Source organism: Mariniphaga anaerophila (assembly GCF_900129025.1).
Lineage (GTDB): Bacteria > Bacteroidota > Bacteroidia > Bacteroidales > Prolixibacteraceae > Mariniphaga > Mariniphaga anaerophila.
In genome coordinates, this window is sequence record NZ_FQUM01000036.1 from 1 (window position 1) to 2,821 (window position 2,821).

Annotated in this window: 4 protein-coding genes; all 4 read left to right on the forward strand. The window is 33.0% G+C overall.

Annotated elements, in window-relative coordinates:
• The first annotated feature begins 118 nt into the window (after window positions 1–118).
• The 4 genes from BUB08_RS19890 to BUB08_RS19900 all read left to right on the forward strand — a co-directional run bounded on the left by BUB08_RS19890 (window position 119) and on the right by BUB08_RS19900 (window position 2,577).
• Window positions 119–898, forward strand: a complete 780-nt coding sequence (locus tag BUB08_RS19890; RefSeq protein ID WP_073003677.1) for a hypothetical protein — start codon at window positions 119–121, stop codon at window positions 896–898.
• Between the two features lie 188 nt (window positions 899–1,086).
• Window positions 1,087–1,236: a hypothetical protein gene (locus tag BUB08_RS20450; protein ID WP_175550063.1), complete on the forward strand. Its 150-nt coding sequence runs from the start codon at window positions 1,087–1,089 to the stop codon at window positions 1,234–1,236.
• A gap of 396 nt (window positions 1,237–1,632) precedes the next feature.
• A complete protein-coding gene (locus BUB08_RS19895; RefSeq protein ID WP_073003678.1) occupies window positions 1,633–1,995 on the forward strand; it encodes a hypothetical protein in 363 nt (120 codons plus the stop codon).
• A gap of 12 nt (window positions 1,996–2,007) precedes the next feature.
• Entirely contained in the window at window positions 2,008–2,577 is a 570-nt protein-coding gene (locus tag BUB08_RS19900; protein WP_139249815.1) for a hypothetical protein, read from the forward strand.
• Window positions 2,578–2,821 lie beyond the last annotated feature (244 nt).

Here is a 2,821-nt window from a genome sequence, read left to right on the forward strand (position 1 = left end):
ATGAATAATCCCGGAATAATAAATCAACCCTTAACCGGCAGAAATCAATCTAATATTACAAGCCCTGCAATGGGTTTTTAGACAGACTGCCGTTAACGGTAATTTTGAAAAAGCAGATATGAAACATAAAATGATAATATTCTCCATTTTTTTATCCTTGATTTCTTTGACCACTCATGGACAAGAAAAAACTATGATAAAAAATTTTGAAGAATTATTTAATTATGCGTATAAATACTATTCTGAAAATAAACCGTTCGATGAGATAAGCAAAACATTATATAGTTCAATTTATGAGAATTATGAGTTCTTTCTACAAACTGAAGAAGTTAGCTCCAATGATTCAAATAATTTACAACTTCGATTTAAATTGTTTAATTCTTATGCTTTAGAAGGAAGTTATCAATATAAAAATGTTTGTCCTATTTTAATTGACAGAACTGACAGTGTTTTCCTAAGGAGCGAGTTTTTAGAAAATTACAAATACCTAAATCAATTTGTAAAAAAATTCCTGACAAATCCATTTAATGAGTCTGAATTTCCCGAAAAAAGGTTAACGACAATACCATATTTTGGGGATGTCGAGGTTACAAGACAAATAATATTTCTTGACTCTCAGATGACTCCAGACAGCTTAGAAAAAAGAACTTCATTTCATAAACTCTTTGAGGTTATCAGTCACTTAATTTTAGCAAACAACGAATTGAGAAATGAAATTTCTTTTGTAATGTGGAAAAAATCTTACGAAGAACTTGAGTTAGATAAAAAGTTAGCAATAAACAAAATTGCTCCTTTTACTGTACGAATAACACTAAACTATAAATTACCTCCTTCACCTCCGCCTCCACCTGACATGGAATTGGAGAGGTTTATGATGGGTAAAGGGAAGAAAAAATGAAAATTAAAAAACTACCGTTAACACAGTACATATTGCAGGGCGGGGTTTGGTGTTACGCCAACTGCGGATTCTCGTTTCGCAGTTCCGTGTCCTTCGGACAGGAACGCTCTCCGAAATCCGCCCCGACAACATGTACCAACCGTTACCAGCGCATTTGAAAAAGGAACGGATTAACAACTAAAAATCTATTGCAAAAAGACAAAGACAAAAAAGGAAAAGAAAAAAGACAAGCACAGGATTTCTGTACAGTCAGCCAGATTTTGGAAAGAAAAGAAGAAAACAAAGAAAAGAGCAAGACAGAAAAGATTATTCCTCAACGACAAATGAAATGTAACTGAGGAAGCGGAGCTTTGAAAAAAGTGAATAAAACATTGATTATTGGTTGCTCGGATTGGCTGGAAAATGAATAAATTTAGCTCAAAAATTGACTGACAATTAATGAGCGAAATTGACCAGACACCGACTTTTTTTGCAAAACAAGACGGACAAGGAAAAGGAAATAGGAAAGAGTAAATGACGGAGTAGGAGTGGAGCAACCCAAAAACGACATTTTACAACTTGACAAAATTGACAAGAAATAAAGACAAAAACGCGCTGTAACAATGTGCATATTGCATAGCGGGGTTCGGTGTTACGCCAACTGCGGATTCTCGCATCGCAGTTCCGTGTCCTTCGGACAGGAACGCTCTCCGAAATCCGCCCTGACAACATGTACCAACCGTTGTGCTTAATTTATGAACAAGACACATAGAAATATCGAGAGCATACAAAAACAAGTAAAAAGCAAGATTAATGATTTACTTGTTGAAAATGGATACTCACTTGTCATGGAGGAAAGGTTCGGTGATAATTTGTCATTACTTCTTCAATGGTCTAACCAAGAAAAGAACCATACCATTCAACTAATTTGGGATATAAGAGAACAATGGTTTGATTTAGGAGAATTTAATAAAATTAGTAATCTCAATTATTTGGAATCTAATAATATTGAACTGTATCCTTTTTCAGTGACTGGAATACTCTTTAGAAATAAATATAACGCAAAATACATAGCGAAAATTAAATCGAAAATCGTAGAAAAACTTACTCTTAGTTGAATGAATAGGATTATGACCATATTAGGACTATTACTTTCAATTCAAGTATTTGGACAATTGGAACCCGAAAAGGAATTGGAGAAAATATTCTATTCTTTACCAATTCGATTAGAAATTGAAACAATAATTGATTCGGCAAAAAACAATGACCTGATTACTTCATTTGAAAACAACTATCACATTTCAGATAAACCATATTTTTCTGGACATTTATCTCAAAATAACTATCTCTCAATTAAACCTAACTCAGGACAAATTGAAATTTTCCGAAGTGGACTTTATACACTTTGGGGAGTAGATTTAGACTCCTTAGATGTTGTTTATGTAAGTTTTGACTTTGGTGATAAAATGACAAAAGATTTAAGAAAGGTATATAAACGACTTGTTAGAAAATTTAAAAAATTAACAAGTAAGTCAGAGAAATATAAACTTTATGCAGACCCTGGATTAATCGGATATGGATTTTGCTTCTTCAAATCAGAGAATGACAAATTACCATTTATGTCGATTGAAGTCGGACTAGGTGATTGTGTAAGTAACACTAAATCATTGATAGTTAATTATTACAAAATAGAAAATTGAAAGAAAAACTAAGCACAACACGCAATAAAAAACATAGGGCGGAAAGTGCTAAATTTGAACAACATAACATTTAATAAACGGCTCGGTAACTTGATAAGTAGGAGCTTCGAAGTGCCCTACGTTTCTTATTGCCAACCGTTACATGTAATTTTGGTACGATAAAGGGACATCCGTTACAAAGTTAAAGGGACATAGTTTACACTTTTCAAAGTTTGTAATTTGATATAAAAATCAAATTGCCATG

Bases quoted from the DNA above. Each gene is read 5' to 3' on its own strand.
- BUB08_RS19900 (WP_139249815.1), top strand. From the start codon at position 2,008: ATGACCATATTAGGACTATTACTTTCAATTCAAGTATTTGGACAATTG.
- BUB08_RS19890 (WP_073003677.1), top strand. From the start codon at position 119: ATGAAACATAAAATGATAATATTCTCCATTTTTTTATCCTTGATTTCT.
- BUB08_RS19895 (WP_073003678.1), top strand. From the start codon at position 1,633: ATGAACAAGACACATAGAAATATCGAGAGCATACAAAAACAAGTAAAA.